Origin of the sequence: Hansschlegelia plantiphila, from assembly GCF_027922265.1 — a bacterium.
Classification (GTDB): Bacteria; Pseudomonadota; Alphaproteobacteria; order Rhizobiales; family Methylopilaceae; genus Methylopila; species Methylopila plantiphila.
In genome coordinates, this window is sequence record NZ_BSFI01000008.1 from 478,377 (window position 1) to 494,463 (window position 16,087).

A 16,087-nucleotide genomic window follows, 5' to 3' on the forward strand; every position below is an offset into this window, starting at 1 on the left:
CCTTACCGGCCGCGCTTGCCCTTGATCGCCTCGGCCTGCGCTTCGACCGCCCGGGCCGCCACGCGGAAGTCGTGAGCGGGATAGACGCCGAGGATCGTCAGGTCCACCGAGAAGAACTTGAGCTCCTCCAGGGCGCGCTTCAGCGCCGGGTCCTTCGGGTGGCCCTCCACGTCGGCGTAGAATTGCGTCGCGACGAAGCCGCCGTCGAGTTGGTAGCTCTCGAGCTTCGTCATGTTCAGCCCGTTGGTGGCGAACCCCCCGAGCGCCTTGTAGAGCGCCGCCGGGATGTTGCGGACCTTGAACACGAAGGTCGTGACGGTCAGCCCGCGCCCCGCCGGCGCCCAGGCCTTATCGCGCGACAGCACCACGAAGCGCGTCGTGTTGTTCGGAAAATCCTCGACGTCGCGTTTCAGGATCTCCAGTCCGTAGACCTCGGCGGCGAGCCCGGACGCGATCGCCGCCCGCGTGACGTCGCCTGCGCGCGCGATCTCCGCCGCGGAGCCCGCGGTGTCGGCGCCGATCAGCGGCGTGAGGCCGAGCGACCGCATCGTCCTGCGACACTGGCCAAGCGCCTGGACATGGCTCTGCACCGTCTTGATCGTCTTGAGCGTCGCGCCCGGGACCGCCATCAGCTGGTGATGCACCGGCATGAAATACTCGCCGACGATATGCAGCTTCGCGGACGGCATGAGGTGGTGGACGTCCGCCACCCGGCCGTTCGCCGAATTCTCGATCGGGATCATGCCGAGGTCGGCCTTGCCCGAGGCGACCGCCTCGAGCGCGTCTTCGAAGCTGGCGTAAGGCGCAGCCTCCATTGCGGGATAGGCGTCGGCGCAGGCGACGTGGCTGTTGGCGCCCGGTTCGCCCTGATACGCGATCTTGGCCGTCATGACGGCACGCCTTCGGCGACATGGATCAGCATCAGGCGGGCGCGCTCCAGATCCTCGGCCGTATCAACTCCCAGCGGCACGGCGTCGACCTTCACGGCGTCGATCCGCATGCCGGCTTCGATAGCGCGAAGCTGCTCCAGCTTCTCGCGGGTCTCCAGCGGCGAAGGCGGCAGCTTTACGAACCGCTCGAGCGCCTCGCGGCGATACGCATAGAGACCGATGTGGTGATAGAGCGGTCCCGGCCCCGTCGGCGCCGTGGCGCGCGTGAAATAAAGGCAGCGGAAACGACCGGGCGAGACTTCCGAGCCCACCATCTTCACCACGCTCGGCGCGGTCTTCTCCTCCTCGCGTACGATCTCGGCGACCAGCGTCGCGATGTCGACGTCGGGGTCTTCGAGCGGCGTCAGGCTGCGGCGGACGACCGTGGGGTCCAGCGTCGGCAGGTCTCCCTGCACGTTGACCACGATGTTGAAGTCGCGGTCCGGATCGATCGCGCCGAGCGCCTCGCAGATGCGGTCCGAACCGGTTGGGTGGTCGGCCCGCGTCATCGCCACCTGCCCGCCGGCTTTCGTCACGACGTCGGCGACCTCGGCCGAATCCGTCGCCACAACGACGGGGCCGACGCCGGCCTCCATTGCGCGCCGCCAGACATGCACGATCATCGGCTCCCCATGGATGTCGGCGAGCGGTTTGTTCGGCAGGCGCGTTGCGCCAAGCCGGGCCGGCACCAGGACAAGGGGACGCGAAGGGGCGCGAACGGTCGGCATCTCTTGCACTCGCGGCGGACAGGCGTGGCCGGACGGGTTCGCTGGAAGACGCCGGCCTCGCCCTAAGTATCGAAGCGCGGCGGTGATAGCCGAGTTGCGGCGCTTCCGCAAAAGCGGTTAGCGTCGCGCGCAGTTGGAGAAAGCGTTCGGGTTTGCGCGTGTTCAGCCGACTTCTGGAGGAAGCCTAATGAGCGCGACGCGCCACGGCCCCGATAAAACACAATAAGCCGGAGCGACTATGGATTCGTTTCAACTGAATAAGATCGCTGGCGCCATCCTCGGCACGCTGACCGTGGTTCTCGGCATAAACGCGATCGCAGACGGGCTCTTCCACCAGAAGAAGCCCGAAAAGGCCGGCTACGAGATTGAGGTGAAGGACGCCGCGAAAGCGCCCGCGGCCGGCGCGGCGGCCGGCGGCGGCGACTTCCATGCGCTGCTCGCCAAGGCCGACCCCGCGAAGGGCGAGCAGGTGTCGAAGAAGTGCGCCGCCTGCCACTCCTTCGGCAAGGGCGAGCCGGCCAAGATGGGTCCCAACCTCTACGGGATCGTCGGGCTGAAGCACGCCCATATGGAGGGCTTCGAGTACTCCGACCCGATGAAGAAGTCGGGCGGGACATGGGACTTCGATTCGCTGAACAAGTGGATCGAGGATCCCGCGGCCTACATCCCCGGGACGACCATGGCCTTCATGGGCGTGAAGAGCCCCGAGGACCGCGCGAATCTGATCGCCTATCTCAACAAGAATTCCGACAGCCCGCAGCAGCCGCCCGCAGCCGACGCCGCGGCGAAGCCGGCCGAGGGGGCAAAGCCCGCTGAGGGCGGCGACAAAGCGGCGGACGCCGGCAAGCCCGCCGCAGCCGCGGCTCCTGCGGCGGCCGGCGGCTTCGAGGCCAAGGTCGCGGCGGCGGATCCGGCCAAGGGCCAGCAGCTCATCAAGAGATGTTCGGCCTGCCATTCCCTCGGCAAGGGCGAGCCGGCGAAGCTCGGGCCCAACCTCTACGGGATCGTCGGGCTGAAACACGCCCATATGGAGGGCTTCGACTATTCCGAGCCGATGAAGGCGTCAGGCGGCACGTGGGACATCGCCTCGCTCGACAAGTGGCTTGAGAACCCGAAGGGCTACATCGACGGCACCACGATGATGTTCCCGGGCCTCAAGAGCGAGGACGACCGCGCCGCCATCATCGCCTATCTCAACAAGAACTCCGACAGTCCGAAGCAGCTTTCCGGCGGCCCCGCCCCGGCGGGCGACGCGAAGCCCGCCGAAGCGGCCAAGCCGGCGGACGCTCCGAAGCCGGCGGAGGAGGCCAAGCCCGCCGCGCCGGCGAAGCCGACCGAAGAGGCCGCTCCCCCGGAGGCGCCCAAGCCCTCGAACGAGCAGAGCGGCGGCGGTTCGGAAGCGGACAAGCCGGGCGACCATCCCCCGGCGCCCGCTCCGGCACCGCAGCCGGACGCGCCGAAGCAGCCCTGACCGGCGGCCGAACGAAGCGACGAGAGGCCGGGCCCAGCGCCCGGCCTTTTCATGTCACGTTATCGGCGCCGTTCCGCGCTCGTCTGGCACCCGCCTTGATTTGAGACATAATGCCGGCACGCCGGGCTCTTCGCTCCGTACTCCCCGACACGACAGGTTCTCCGCCCCGCCGATGACGATCCGCATAGCCGCCCTGTTCGCCGCCGCGCTCGCCCTGGCCGCGCCCGCCCACGCGGAGGATGCGCCGCCCGCATGGCGCCACGGCGTCTCGCTGCTGGGCGACGTCAAATATTCCCCGGATTTCAGGCATTTCGACTATGTGAACCCCGACGCGCCGAAGGGCGGCTCGGTCCGCCTCGGCGCCTTTGGAGGCTTCGACAGCTTCAACGGCTTCATCCCGAAGGGCAACGAAGCGGCCGGCCTCGGCCTGCTCTACGACACGCTGATGACCGAGTCGCTCGACGAGCCCTCGACCGAATATGGCCTGATCGCCGAAGCCGCGCGCTTTCCCGCCGACTTCTCGTCCGTCACCTTCCGGCTGCGGCCGGAGGCGAAATGGAACGACGGCGCGCCGATCAGCGTCGACGACGTGATCTGGTCGTTCAACACGTTGAAGCGGATTAACCCGCTGTTGTCCCGCTATTACCACGACGTTAACCGGGTGGAGGCGACGGGCGAACGAGAGGTCACCTTCACCTTCTCGGGTCCGGGGAACCGGGAGTTACCGGGCATCGTCGGACAGTTGCAGATCCTGCCAAAGCATTGGTGGGAGGGAGCTGACGACAAGGGCCGCAAGCGAAACATCGAGGAAGGCACGCTCGAAAAGCCGCTGGGATCCGGCCCGTATCGCATCAAGGATTTCGCGCCGGGCCGTTGGATCAGCTACGAGCGCGTTCCGGATTACTGGGCGCAGAAGCTTCCGGTGCGCGTGGGAACGAACAATTTCGACGAAATGCGATGGGACTACTTCCGCGACACGACGGTGCTCGTCGAGGCGTTCAAGGGCGACCAGTTCGATTATCGTGAGGAGAACAGCGCCAAGAACTGGGCGACCGCGTATAATTTCCCCGCAGTCGAACAGAAACGGGTGGTGCTGGAGAAGTTCAAGGACAGCCAGTCCGGCCGGATGCAGGCCTACGCCTTCAACATCCGCCGCGAAAAATTCAAAGACCCTCGCGTCCGAAAGGCGTTCAATCTCGCTTTCGACTTCGAAGAGATCAACAAGACTATCATGTTCGGGCAGTACGTCCGGATCAACAGCTACTTCTTCGGAACGGAGCTGGCGTCCAAGGGGCTGCCGGAGGGGCGCGAGAAGGAAATTCTCGAAAGCGTCCGGGACAAGGTTCCGCCGGAGGTCTTCGACAAGCCCTACGAGAACCCGGTCGGCGGCTCTCCCGAAGCCGTCCGCGGCAATCTCCGCCAGGCGCTCCAGCTGCTGAAGGACGCCGGTTGGACGGTCAGCCGCGAGGGCAAGCCGGTGCTGCGAAACGCCAAGGGCGAGCCCCTCACGGTCGAGTTCATCTATGGCGACCCGAGCGCCGAGCGCATCCTCAGCTTCTATGTCCCGGCGCTCGAAAAGCTCGGCGTGCAGGTGACCCAACGCCTGCTAGACGACAGCCAGTACATCAACCGGCTGCGCTCCTTCGACTTCGACGTCGTCACAATGGGCTGGGGCCAGTCGCTCTCGCCAGGGAACGAGCAACGCGACCAGTGGGGTTCGGAGTCCGCGGACATTCCGGGCTCGCAGAACATGGTCGGCATCAAGGATCCAGGCGTCGACGCCCTGATCAACAAGATCATCTACGCTAAAGACCGGGACGAGCTGACGGCTGCGACCCACGCGCTCGACCGCGTCCTGCTCGCCCACCACTACGTCGTACCGCAGTTCGCGAGCCTCGAGGACCGCACCGCCCGCTGGGACCGCTTTTCGCGGCCCGACAACCTGCCGCCCCGCGGTTCGCTGTTTCCGACCGTGTGGTGGTGGGACGCGGAGAAGGCCAAGGCCGTCGGGGGCCGTTCGTGAAGCGACCCGCGGACCTTCGTGAAAGCCGGATCCTCACCCGCCGCCAGACGCTGGTCTATGCAGGCGCCGCGGCGGCGGCCGGCCTGTTCGCGCCGCGGGTCGCCAGAGCGCAGGAGGGCGCGCCCACAGCCGTCGATGGCGACTCGAAGACGTTCGGGCCGGAGCGGCACGGCCTGTCGGCTTTCGGCGATCTCAAATATGCGCCGGATTTCAAGAGCTTCGACTATGTCCGCCCGGACGCTCCCAAGGCCGGGACGTTCAGCCAGATTCCGCCCAATCGCGAGCTCAACCAGAGCTTCTCCACCTTTAACACCCTGAACGCGTACATCCTGAAGGGCGACGGCGCGCAAGGGATGGGCCTCACCTTCGACACTCTGATGGCGCGCGCCAACGATGAGCCCGACGCGCTCTACGGTCTGCTGGCGCGCTCGGTCGCCGTGTCGGGCGACGGCCTCGCCTACCGGTTCCGGCTGCGGCCTGAGGCGCGGTTCCACGACGGCTCGAGGCTCGGGCCCGAGGACGTGAAGTGGTCGTTTGAGACGCTGAAGACCAAGGGACACCCGCTGGTCGCGCAAGCGATCCGGGACCTGGATCGGGTCGACGTCGAGGGCGACGACACGGTCGTCCTGCGCCTGTCGCCGAAGCGCACCCGCGACCTGCCGCTGACATTGGCGGCGTTGCCGATCTTCTCCAAGGCTTACTATTCAACCAAGCCGTTCGACGCCTCGACGCTCGAGCCGCCGCTCGGCTCCTCCGCCTACAAGATCGGCCGCTTCGAGCAGGGCCGCTTCATCGAATTCGACCGGGTCGAGGACTACTGGGCGAAGGACTTGGCCGTGAATGTCGGGCAGGCCAATTTCGACAAGGTCCGCTTCGAGTTCTTCCGCGACCGCGACGTCGGCTTCGAGGCGTTCAAGGCGCGCGCCTATCTGTTCCGCGAGGAGTTCACCTCGCGCACCTGGGCGACCGGCTACGATTTCCCGGGCGTGCGGGACAAGAAGGTCATTCGGGAGACCCTGCCCGACCTCACCCCCTCAGGCGGACAGGGCTGGTTCTTCAACCTCCGACGCAAGAAGTTCCAGGACCCCCGCGTCCGCGAGGCGCTGAACCTCGCTTTCGACTTCGAATGGATGAACCGCAACCTGATGTTCGGCGCCTACAAGCGCACGGTCTCGGTGTTCCAGGGCGCGCCGGAGATGATGGCGTCGGGCGTCGCGCAGGGCGCGGAACTCGCGCTGCTCGAGCCGTTCCGCGGCAGGGTCCCGGACGAGGTGTTCGGCGAGCCGCATGTTCCGCCGGTCTCCGACGGCTCGGGACAGGACCGCACGCTGCTCCGGCAGGCGCAGAAGCTGCTGCGCGACGCCGGATACGTCGCCAAGGACGGTCGCGCGACCAACGCCGACGGCGAGGCGCTGACGATCGAGTTCCTTGAGTTCGATCCCGGCCTCGACCCGCATGTCTCCGCCTTCATCAAGAACCTCAAGGTGCTCGGAATCGAGGCGAATATCCGTCAGGTCGACGCCGCGCAATACCAGCAGCGCATGAACGCCTTCGACTACGATGTCGTCAGCCAGCGCATGTCGATGTCGGCGACCCCGGGCGAAGGCCTCCGGCAGGTCTATTCCTCGGAATCCGCGACGCTTCCCGGCTCTCAGAACGTCTCGGGAATCGCCGACCCCGCCGTCGACGCGCTGGTCGAGGCCATCGTGGCCGCGCAATCGCGCGACGACCTCGACGTAGCGGCGCGCGCGCTCGATCGGGTGCTGCGCGCGCTGAGGAACTGGGTGCCCGCCTGGTACAAGGACAGTCACACGCTGGCCTATTGGGACGCCTACGGTCATCCTCCCGAAAAGCCCCGCTACGTCCGCGGCGCGCCGGAGACGTGGTGGTGGGACGCGGACAAGGCGGAAAAGGCGGGGGTGAAGGCGTGAGCCGACGCCGCGCGGCCCAACGGCCGGGATTCCCGCGCCGATGCTGACCTACATCGCGCGCCGAGTCCTGCTGATGATCCCGACCCTGATCGGGATCATGCTGGTGTCCTTCATCATCATCCAGTTCGCGCCCGGCGGACCGGTCGAGCGCATCATCGCGCAGGTGACGGGGCAGGGCACCAACGCGACCGACCGGTTCTCGGGCGGCTCTGGCGCGGATATCGCGAACTCGCTGCAGAACCAGCGCGCGGCCTCTAACGACCCGATCACCTCGAAATACCGCGGCGCGCAGGGGCTCGATCCCGAATTCATCAAGCAGCTCGAAAAGCAGTTCGGCTTCGACAAACCGCCGCTCGAGCGCTTCGGCAAGATGATGTGGGACTACGCCCGCTTCGACTTCGGCCGCAGCTACTTCCGCGACATCAACGTCGTCGACCTGATCCTCGAGAAGATGCCGGTGTCGATCTCGCTGGGGCTCTGGATGACGCTGATCTCCTATGCGATCTCGATCCCTCTCGGCATCGCCAAGGCGGTGCGCGACGGATCTCGCTTCGACGTGTGGACCTCAAGCGTCATCGTCGTGGGCTATGCTATCCCGAGCTTCCTGTTCGCGATCCTGCTGATCGTGCTGTTCGCCGGCGGCACCTTCCTCGACTGGTTTCCCTTGCGCGGGCTGACCTCCGACAACTGGAGCCAGCTGTCGCTGTTCGGGAAGGTTGTCGACTACGCCTGGCACATGGCGCTGCCGCTGACCGCGCTCGCGATCTCGGCCTTCGCCACCACCACGCTGCTGACCAAGAACTCGTTCCTGGACGAAATCCGGAAGCAGTACGTCCAGACCGCGCGCATGAAGGGCCTGACGGAAAATCAGGTGCTCTACCGCCACGTCTTCCGCAACGCGATGCTGCTGTTGATCGCGGGCTTCCCCGGAGCCTTCATCGGCGCGTTCTTCTCCGGCGCGCTGCTGATCGAGACGATCTTCTCGCTCGACGGGCTGGGGCTGCTCGGCTTTGAGTCGATCGTCAACCGCGACTATGCGGTCGTGTTCGCAAACCTCTACATCTTCTCGCTTCTGGGCCTCGTCGTCGCGCTGATTTCGGATGTCAGCTACATGTGGGTCGATCCCCGCATCGACTTCGAGACGCGGGAGGTCTGACGGCGTGAGCGACGCCTTCGCCGTGCCGCCCGAGAGCCAGTCTCCGGCCGCTTCTCCGCCGCCGACGCCGGGCGCGCCGCCTGCGCCCGCCCCACGCGGAAGACTGTCGCCGATCAACCGGCGCCGTCTCGCGAACTTCAAGGCGAACAAGCGCGGCTACTGGTCGTTCGTGGTCTTCATGATCGTGTTCGTGGTGAGCCTGTTCGCGGAGTTCATCGCGAACGACAAGCCGTTCCTGGTGAAATACGACGGCGGGCTCTACTTCCCGGCGGTGAAGACCTATTCGGAGACGACCTTCGGCGGAGATTTCGACACCGAAGCCGACTATCGCGACCCGTATCTTCAGGACCTGATCAGGAAGTCTGGCGGCTACATGGTCTGGCCGCCGGTGCGCTACAGCTTCAACACCATCAACCTCAACCTGCCGACGCCCGCGCCCTCGCCGCCGACCTGGATGCTGACCGACGCGCAATGCGCCAGCGCCGCGGCCGCACGCACACCCGCCGGCGATGCGCTGCCGCAAACCGCCGCGCCGCGTGCGAAATCCTGCGCAGACATCGAATGGAACTGGATCGGCACCGACGACCAGGGCCGCGACGTGTTCGCGCGGCTGCTCTACGGCTTCCGGCTGTCGGTTCTGTTCGGGCTCGCGCTCGCCTTCCTGTCCTCGATCATCGGCGTGCTGGCCGGCGCGGTGCAGGGCTATTTCGGCGGCTGGACCGACCTGCTGTTCCAGCGCTTCATCGAGATCTGGACGTCGATCCCGACGCTCTATTTGCTCATCATCCTGTCCTCGGTGCTCGCGCCCAACATCTGGGTGCTGCTCGGCATCCTGCTGCTGTTCTCATGGGTTTCCCTGGTCGGCGTGGTGCGCGCGGAGTTCCTGCGCGGCCGCAACTTCGAATATGTTCGCGCCGCCCGCGCGCTCGGCGTCTCGAACGCGGCGATCATGTTCCGCCACCTGCTGCCGAATGCGATGGTGGCGACGCTGACCTTCATGCCCTTCATCCTCTCAGGCTCGATCACCACCCTGACCGCCCTCGACTTCCTCGGCTTCGGCCTGCCGCCGGGCTCGCCGTCGCTGGGCGAACTGCTGGCGCAGGGCAAGTCGAACCTCCAGGCGCCGTGGCTTGGCGTCTCCGGCTTCCTTGTCATCGCGCTCATGCTGTCGCTGCTGATCTTCGTCGGCGAAGCCGTGCGCGACGCCTTCGACCCGCGGAAGACGTTCCGGTGACCGCTCCCCTCCTCTCCGTCCGCGATCTCTCCGTCGCCTTCGCCGTCGAGGGCGGAACGTCGCTCGCGGTCGACCGCGTGTCGTTCGATCTCGCCAAGGGCGAGACGCTGGCGCTGGTGGGCGAGAGCGGCTCGGGGAAATCGGTGACGGCGCTCTCGATTGTGCGGCTGCTCCCCTACCCTGCGGCGAGCCATCCGTCGGGCGAAATCCTGTTCGAAGGCCGCGATCTGCTGAAGCTGCCCGAGCGCGAGCTGCGGAAGGTTCGCGGCGCCGACATCTCCATGGTGTTCCAGGAGCCGATGACCTCGCTCAACCCGCTGCATTCGATCGAGCGGCAGGTCGGCGAGATCCTGAAGGTCCATCGCGGCTGGTCCGCCGCGAAATGCCGCGCACGGGTGCTCGAGCTGTTGACGCAGGTCGGCATCCCGGACCCGGAGGAGCGGCTCGACGCCTTCCCCCACCAGCTGTCCGGCGGCCAGCGCCAGCGCGTGATGATCGCGATGGCGCTGGCGAACGAACCGGACCTGCTGATCGCCGACGAGCCGACCACGGCGCTCGACGTCACCGTCCAGGCTCAGATCCTGACGCTCCTGAAGGAGCTGCAGCAAAGGCTCGGGATGGCGATGCTGTTCATCACCCATGATCTCGGAATCGTGCGGAAAATCGCGGACCGGGTTTGCGTGATGACGGCGGGAAGGATCGTCGAGCAAGGGCCGACCGCCCGTGTGTTTCAGGCGCCCGAGCACGCCTACACGAAGAAGCTGCTGGCCGCCGAGCCCAAGGGCGCGCCGCCGCTGTTCGACGCGGCTGCGAAGCCGCTGGTCGAGGTCGACGACCTCAAGGTGTGGTTTCCGATCAAGCGCGGATTCTTCCGCAAGACCGTCGGCCATGTGAAAGCGGTAGACGGCGTCAGCGTGATCGTGCGCGAGGGCCAAACCGTTGGCGTCGTCGGCGAGTCCGGCTCGGGCAAGACGACGCTCGGCCTCGCCATCCTTCGGCTGATCTCCAGCGAGGGAGGCGTCGCCTATCTGGGCAAGCCCCTCGCGGGCTTGGGATTTTCCGAGATGCGGCCATTTCGGAAAGACATGCAGATCGTCTTCCAGGACCCCTATGGTTCGCTCAGCCCGCGCATGCCTGTCGTGGACATCGTGTCGGAGGGGCTGGGCGTTCAGGGCAAGAGACTGAAGCGGGCGGAGAAGCGCGAAGCCGTCGCCCGCGCGCTCGCCGACGTCGGCCTCGACCCCTCGGCGATGGATCGCTTCCCGCACGAGTTTTCCGGCGGCCAGCGCCAGCGGATCGCGATCGCCCGGGCGCTCGCGCTGGAGCCCTCCTTCATCGTGCTGGATGAGCCGACGAGCGCGCTCGACATGTCGGTTCAGGCTCAGATCGTCGATCTCCTGCGCGCGGTTCAGGCCCGACGGAAGCTCGCTTTTCTCTTCATCAGCCACGACCTCAAGGTCGTGCGCGCGCTTGCAAACGAGGTTCTTGTGATGCGGAACGGCAAGGTGGTCGAGCAGGGGCCGTCGAGCGAAGTGCTCGCGACCCCAAGGACGGATTACACCAAGGCGCTGCTCGCCGCCGCCTTCGACCTCGAGGCCAAGGCCGGCCACGCTGTGGCGCAATGAGCGCGGGGTTCGACGACCGCCTCGCCGACCTCGACGCCGGCGTCGCGCTGGAAGGGCCCGAACTGCTGCACGACGGCTACCGCAGGCTGGAAAGCTGGCGGGTGACGCTGCCGGGTCCCGACGAGCGGGGCCCGATTCATCAGGAGCGGGAGGTGCTTAGGGCCGGCCCCTGCATCGCGGCGATACTGGTTGATCTTGAGCGCGACGCGCTGGTGCTGATCCGCCAGTTCCGGCTGCCGGCCGCGCTTGCGACGGGTAAGGGCGATCTCGTCGAGATCGTCGCCGGTCGTGTCGAGCCGGGCGAGGATCTGGAGGAGGCCGTCCGCCGCGAGATCCTGGAGGAGACTGGGCTCGAGGCCGGCAAGGCCTTGCAGTTGTTCGAATTTCTGCCGACGCCGGGCATTCTCGACGAACGCGCCGCGCTGTTTCTGGTCCGCGTCGACGCCGGCGATCTGCAGGAGCATTGCGGCGCGGTCGACGAGCATGAACTGACCCGGCCCTTCATGGTCTCGATCGACGACGCGGTCGCAAGCCTCCGCGACCCGCGTCCGCGCAACGCTTATCTGCTGCTCGCCCTGCAGTGGCTCGCGCTCAATCGCGGTCAACTCGGGATGATGCTGAGTTGATTTCGGGGTAATTCTCCGCTTGCTCTGTTCACGGTTCGTGCCATAATCGAACGTATGGAGAACACCCTCCCCCTCCGAGAGATCGCCGACGCGCCGCGCGCGATCGCCGCGGGCGGATCGCTGTCGGGCGTCGCCGCGGGGATCGCGCGCGGCGTGTGCCGACACTTCTCGGCGGCGGGCTATGGATGTCTGCTCGAGGCGCCGCTCCGATCCGGCCGCCGCGCCGACGTGATGGCGCTCGGCGCCGCGGGCGAGATTGTGATCGTCGAGATCAAGTCGGGCCCGCAGGATTTCCGGACCGACAGGAAATGGCCGGACTACCGCGAGTTCTGCGACAGGTTCTTCTTCGCGGTCGGCGCGGACTTTCCCCAGGCGCTCATTCCCAAGGACGTCGGTCTGATCGTCGCCGATCGCTACGGCGCGGCGCCCGTCCGTGAGGGACCGCATCACAAGCTTGCGGGCTCACGGCGCAAGGCGGTCAGCCTCAGCTTCGCCAGGCTCGCCGCGCTCCGGCTGCAGGCGACGATCGACCCGCCGCGCGACTACTGCGTGTGAGGAGCGCCGCAATTCGCCATGCTGTTGTCTTAATTTGGAACGATCTGCCGCAAAACCTTGATACAGAAGTGATTCGGGGGGCCTGGACGTCCTCCGCTTCTTCTCGGGATGGTTTTTTCGCTCAACAAGTCTTCGCCTCAAGAAAACCGGCGAAGTGGAGATTGCGTGATGTCTAACGATGACGTGAATGCAGTCGTCCTGCGCCTCGCGCTCACGCTGCAGCGTTGCGGCGAGGATCCGCGCGTGGTGTTCGCGGCCCTGATCGGCGCCGCAGCGACCGTCGCGTCCGACATCGGCGTGGACGTCGACAAGCCCGAGGATTTGCGCCGCGCGATCGATTCCGTCGTCTCGTTCGGCGATCTCAGGGGGTTTCCCGGGGGCGCGCCAACGGCCGGCGGATCGGTGATCCCGTTCCGGCCGGCCCGCGTGGCGTAATCGATCGGCGGAAGCTGCGCGCAGGGGGCGCGGATAGGAGCGCGCCTCCCTCTAACCCGCCTTCCACGACTCGCTAGGCCCTGCGGCATCTCGAATGGATGGCGGACGCCCGGCGTTCCCGGACGGAACGCCGGTTGGCGATCAGGATAGGCGGCCGTCATGAAGGAGCCCGGGCACCGGGCGCTTCGCTCAGGCGGACGGCCGAGACCTTCAGCGCGGTTACGAACGCTTTGCGTTCACCGCCTGCAGATCGGAGGCGAGACGGCCCGTCAGCGCGGCGCGCGCTTGGCGAGGATGCGCTGGAGCGTGCGCCGGTGCATGTTGAGGCGGCGCGCGGTTTCCGAGACGTTGCGGCCGCAGAGCTCATAAACGCGCTGGATGTGCTCCCAGCGGACGCGGTCGGCCGACATCGGGTTTTCCGGCGGCTCCGGCTTCTGGTCGCCTGCGATAAGCGCGTTGTGGATCTCGTCGGCGTCTGCGGGCTTGGCGAGATAGTCGACCGCCCCGAGCTTCACGGCGGTGACGGCGGTGGCGATGTTGCCGTAGCCGGTCAGCACCACTCCGCGCGCGTCCGGCCGGCGATTCTTCAGCGCCTGGATCACATCGAGGCCGGACCCGTCCCCAAGCCGCATATCGACGACCGCGAAGGCGGGCGGCGCGCGCTCGACGCTGTCGAGGCCGTCGCGGATCGTCTCCGCCACGGTGACGATGTAGCCGCGAGCCTCCATCGCCCGACCGAGTCGCTGCACGAAGGCGCGATCGTCATCGACGATGAGGAGGGTCATCTCTCCCACGGGGGGAGCTGCTTCGGGCGCCGCGCCGGTCGTCATAGTCACCTGCATCGCTTGCTCCGCCGAGGGTTACGGCTCCCGGCTTGCGGCGCGCCCGGACCACCGCGACCATTCGAAGCACTATACAATCGGATGACGCTGATCAACCCGACCGGGCCGCATCGGCGCGACCGGGCGCGAATGACCGCAAAGGTGGTAAATTCCGGCATGGGCCGCGTTCAGCGTGGAGCGAGCACCATCGTCATCTGCCGCCCTTCAAGCGACGGATCGCTTTCGACCTTGGCGAGCGTCGTGACCTCCTCGCGGACCTTCACGAGCAGCTTCAGACCCAGATCCTGATGCGCCATCTCGCGACCGCGGAACCGCAACGTCACCTTGACCTTGTCGCCTTCCTCGAAGAACCGGCGCATCGCCTTCATCTTCACGTCGTAGTCGTGATCGTCGATGTTCGGACGCATCTTGATCTCTTTGACTTCAACGATCTTCTGATTCTTGCGCGCCTCAGCGGCCTTCTTCTGGTTCTGATATTTGTATTTGCCGTAATCGAGCAGCTTGCAGACGGGCGGCACCGAGTTCGGGGCGATCTCGACGAGATCCAGCCCTGCGTCCTCGGCGGCCTGCAGCGCGTCGTTGATCTTGGTCGGGCCGAGATTGCCGCCGTCGGCGTCGATCAGCTGAACTTCGAGGACGCGTATCTCCTTGTTGACGCGCGGACCGTCCTTCTGGACTGGCGCGACGGGCCTCATGGGTCGACGAATGGCGGCGTTCTCCTCTAGACGACAAAACGGCGACGGCGGTTGCGAAACGCGAAAAACCCCGTGATCAGACCCACGGGGCTGCTTCGCATCGGCGAACTGGCCGACGTCTCGCCATAAGATCGTGAGAAAGCGGTGGGAAGTCAATCGCGACCGCTTATCTGAAGCGCATCGGAGGCGGCGGCGCGGCTCTCCGACGATGTTTTCCGGACGCTCCGGCCGTTCGCCGCAACGCTTGAAAAAGGACTCCCGTTTGCCCGCTGAGCGTACGCAGCCCGTCCTGTTCGTCGACGCCGACGCCTGCCCCGTGAAGGCTGAGGTCTATCGTGTGGCGGAGCGTCATGGGCTCGACGTCGTGCTGGTGGCGAACAGCTTCATGGCGACGCCGCGGGGCGATCACCGCATCAGGCTCCAGGTCGTGCCTCAGGGGCCTGACGTCGCAGACGACTGGATCGTGGAGGCAGCGGCCGAGCACGACGTGGTCGTGACCGCCGATATTCCGCTCGCCGCCCGATGTCTCGCGAAAGGCGCAGCCGCCGTCGGTCCGACCGGACGCCCGTTCACGCAGGCGTCGATCGGGGCGGCGCTCGCCTCCCGCGAGCTGATGAGCCATCTGCGCGAGATCGGCGAGATCACCGGCGGCCCGGCCGTGTTCCAGCCGAAGGACCGCTCGCGCTTTCTTCAGGAGCTCGAGCACGCCGTGGTCCGCGCCAAGCGCGCGATCGACGCGGAGCGCACAAGCGCATGACGAGTTCCGCCTTGCTCGCGCTCCTTGGAGCGCCCGCGCTCGCGGCGGGCTGGTTCGGCTGGCGCCGGGCCCGCAACCGCTATTACTCCGGGTCGATCACCGACCATTTCGACGGCGTCCGCTTCTTCAACCCAGGCCACCCCTGGGCGCAAACGCCCGTCGATGCGATGCGGGCGCTCGCTCTCACCAAGAGGACGCCCTGGCCCGACCGCTGGCCGAGCCCGTTCTCCGACAAACCGCCGGCGAGGGTCGGGGGAGCCGGCCTCAGGGTCGTCGCCATAGGCCATGCGACGCATCTGATCCAGGCGGCGGGCGTGAACATCCTAACTGATCCGGTGTGGTCGGACCGGGCGTCGCCCTTCGGCTTCGCGGGGCCGAAGCGCGTCGTCGCTCCCGGCGTGGCCTTCGCCGACCTGCCGAGGATCGACATCGTCCTGCTGTCGCACAACCACTACGACCACCTCGACCTCGCGACGATGTCGCGGCTGGCGGAGCGCGACGATCCGAGGGTGATCGTCCCGCTCGGCAACGACGCGATCCTGCGGGCGCATGATCGCGCGATCCGGGCCGAGGCCTATGACTGGGCCGACCGCGTCGCGCTCGCCGACGGGATCACGGCGACGCTCACGCCCGCCTATCACTGGTCGGCGCGCGGCGTCACCGACCGCCACAAGGCGCTGTGGTGCGCCTTCGCGCTTGATCTCGGGCCGGCAGGGAAAGTCTATTTCGGCGGGGATTCAGGGTTCGGCGAGGGCGCGACCTTCCGGGCCGCGGGGCAGGAGCACGGACCGTTCAGGCTCGCAATCCTGCCGATCGGCGCCTACGAGCCGCGCTGGTTCATGGGCGACCATCATATGAACCCCGACGACGCCGTGAAGGCTTTCGCGCTGCTTGGCGCCGAGAGCGCGGTCGGCTGCCACTGGGGCGTCTTCCGCCTGACGGCCGAGGCGATCGACGCCCCCGCTCAGGACCTCGCGACCGCTCTCGCAACGGCCGAGATCGCGCCGGAGCGCTTCCGCGCGCTGCGGCCGGGCGAGGTGTGGGAGAGCGCCGGCGCGGCGTGAGCCTTCCGGCCGACAA

General features: G+C 66.9%; 15 protein-coding genes. 11 read left to right on the forward strand and 4 right to left on the reverse strand.

Annotation, left to right across the window (positions count from 1 at the left end; all coding sequences use genetic code 11):
* Positions 1-2 precede the first annotated feature (2 nt).
* On the reverse strand, positions 3-890 hold the full coding sequence (locus PKE75_RS12060) for a prephenate dehydratase (RefSeq protein ID WP_271168971.1): 888 nt from the start codon (positions 888-890) through the stop codon (positions 3-5).
* Positions 887-1,657 carry a 3-deoxy-manno-octulosonate cytidylyltransferase gene (locus PKE75_RS12065; RefSeq protein WP_271168972.1) on the reverse strand — a complete coding sequence of 257 codons (771 nt, stop codon included), beginning with the start codon at positions 1,655-1,657 and terminating at the stop codon, positions 887-889. The genes PKE75_RS12060 and PKE75_RS12065 overlap by 4 nt, the downstream gene beginning before the upstream one ends.
* A 238-nt stretch (positions 1,658-1,895) precedes the next feature.
* Here PKE75_RS12065 and PKE75_RS12070 point away from each other — a divergent pair, with 238 nt between their 5' ends.
* From PKE75_RS12070 to PKE75_RS12110, 9 genes are all read left to right on the forward strand, one after another.
* On the forward strand, positions 1,896-3,128 hold the full coding sequence (locus tag PKE75_RS12070) for a c-type cytochrome (RefSeq protein ID WP_271168973.1): 1,233 nt from the start codon (positions 1,896-1,898) through the stop codon (positions 3,126-3,128).
* A gap of 172 nt (positions 3,129-3,300) precedes the next feature.
* The gene (locus PKE75_RS12075; RefSeq protein ID WP_271168974.1) at positions 3,301-5,151 is read left to right on the forward strand and encodes an extracellular solute-binding protein; all 1,851 of its coding nucleotides are present in this window, start codon (positions 3,301-3,303) and stop codon (positions 5,149-5,151) included.
* Positions 5,148-7,082, forward strand: coding sequence for an extracellular solute-binding protein (locus PKE75_RS12080; RefSeq protein WP_271168975.1), 1,935 nt, complete (start codon positions 5,148-5,150; stop codon positions 7,080-7,082). Before PKE75_RS12075 ends, PKE75_RS12080 begins: the two co-directional genes overlap by 4 nt.
* A 40-nt stretch (positions 7,083-7,122) precedes the next feature.
* Positions 7,123-8,238: a microcin C ABC transporter permease YejB gene (locus tag PKE75_RS12085; protein ID WP_271168976.1), complete on the forward strand. Its 1,116-nt coding sequence runs from the start codon at positions 7,123-7,125 to the stop codon at positions 8,236-8,238.
* 4 nt (positions 8,239-8,242) lie between these two features.
* Positions 8,243-9,472, forward strand: coding sequence for an ABC transporter permease (locus tag PKE75_RS12090; protein ID WP_271168977.1), 1,230 nt, complete (start codon positions 8,243-8,245; stop codon positions 9,470-9,472).
* Positions 9,469-11,097, forward strand: a complete 1,629-nt coding sequence (locus tag PKE75_RS12095; protein ID WP_271168978.1) for an ABC transporter ATP-binding protein — start codon at positions 9,469-9,471, stop codon at positions 11,095-11,097. Before PKE75_RS12090 ends, PKE75_RS12095 begins: the two co-directional genes overlap by 4 nt.
* On the forward strand, positions 11,094-11,723 hold the full coding sequence (locus PKE75_RS12100; RefSeq protein WP_271168979.1) for an NUDIX domain-containing protein: 630 nt from the start codon (positions 11,094-11,096) through the stop codon (positions 11,721-11,723). Before PKE75_RS12095 ends, PKE75_RS12100 begins: the two co-directional genes overlap by 4 nt.
* Positions 11,724-11,777: 54 nt before the next feature.
* Positions 11,778-12,278: an MmcB family DNA repair protein gene (locus PKE75_RS12105; protein ID WP_271168980.1), complete on the forward strand. Its 501-nt coding sequence runs from the start codon at positions 11,778-11,780 to the stop codon at positions 12,276-12,278.
* 168 nt (positions 12,279-12,446) lie between these two features.
* Complete coding sequence (locus tag PKE75_RS12110) at positions 12,447-12,713, forward strand: hypothetical protein (RefSeq protein WP_271168981.1); 267 nt, start codon at positions 12,447-12,449, stop codon at positions 12,711-12,713.
* Positions 12,714-12,982: 269 nt separating this feature from the next.
* Here the strand turns inward: PKE75_RS12110 and PKE75_RS12115 are convergent, their stop codons facing one another.
* Both PKE75_RS12115 and infC read right to left on the reverse strand, forming a co-directional pair.
* Entirely contained in the window at positions 12,983-13,555 is a 573-nt protein-coding gene (locus tag PKE75_RS12115) for an ActR/PrrA/RegA family redox response regulator transcription factor (RefSeq protein WP_271168982.1), read from the reverse strand.
* Between the two features lie 167 nt (positions 13,556-13,722).
* Positions 13,723-14,262: a translation initiation factor IF-3 gene (gene infC, locus PKE75_RS12120; RefSeq protein ID WP_271169188.1), complete on the reverse strand. Its 540-nt coding sequence runs from the start codon at positions 14,260-14,262 to the stop codon at positions 13,723-13,725.
* 250 nt (positions 14,263-14,512) lie between these two features.
* On the opposite strand from infC, the gene PKE75_RS12125 reads away from it, so the two are divergent.
* Positions 14,513-15,007 carry a YaiI/YqxD family protein gene (locus PKE75_RS12125; RefSeq protein ID WP_271168983.1) on the forward strand — a complete coding sequence of 165 codons (495 nt, stop codon included), beginning with the start codon at positions 14,513-14,515 and terminating at the stop codon, positions 15,005-15,007.
* A complete protein-coding gene (locus PKE75_RS12130) occupies positions 15,004-16,071 on the forward strand; it encodes an MBL fold metallo-hydrolase (RefSeq protein WP_271168984.1) in 1,068 nt (355 codons plus the stop codon). The genes PKE75_RS12125 and PKE75_RS12130 overlap by 4 nt, the downstream gene beginning before the upstream one ends.
* The last annotated feature ends 16 nt before the right edge of the window (positions 16,072-16,087 follow it).